The following is a 603-nucleotide window of genomic DNA, read 5'->3' as shown; positions in this document are numbered from 1 at the left end:
CTATGATAAAGCCAAGGGGGATATATGGACATCACAACACGCTATTGAATTGTATCAAAAACAGTTAGACAAATTGGAAAGCACTCCATTAGTGACCAAAGATGATTATAATCAATTGGTCTCAGATATTGAAAAGGCTGCCGATAAGTTACAAGATGAGTTGAATATTAAGGGCGCTAAGCTAATGGCAGAACTCAAGTCATTGGCTGATGAATCTAATGCGGTCTACCATAAAGCTGATGAGTTGTTACGCATTGCACAATATGATGTTTATAAAGACGCCGATTGTTTAGTCGCGTCGAACGGTACCAGAATAACGCGCGCGGTAGAGTATAAACGCGCTGACACAGTCAGAAGCGTTTATAGCTTTAAATATCTCGGCAACACATTTCTTGATGATATGAACGCACAATAAAAAGGGGGGACACCATGACAGAAACAATCAAAGACAACAGCAAACAACATACAAGCAATTGGGTTGAGGACATCCGAAAAGGCGCAGAGATTGAACGCAAAGAACGAGAGGAGACGAGCAGACAGCGGAGCAAAGAAGCCTTTGACAAGATGAGAGATAAGGCGAACGCCGAACGTGTGGTAAGTCTG

Annotated in this window: 1 protein-coding gene; it reads left to right on the top strand. The window is 42.3% G+C overall.

Going from position 1 to position 603, the window contains the following annotated elements; genetic code table 11:
* A partial coding sequence (locus BAZO_RS10845) for a hypothetical protein (protein ID WP_004431404.1) occupies positions 1–415 on the top strand: 415 nt, incomplete at its 5' end.
* Between the last annotated feature and the right edge of the window lie 188 nt (positions 416–603).

It is taken from the genome of Schinkia azotoformans LMG 9581, from assembly GCF_000307855.1.
Lineage (GTDB): Bacteria > Bacillota > Bacilli > Bacillales > Bacillaceae_J > Schinkia > Schinkia azotoformans.
Note: the sequence above shows the minus strand (reverse complement) of the source record. Positions and strands in the feature narration are given on the sequence as shown.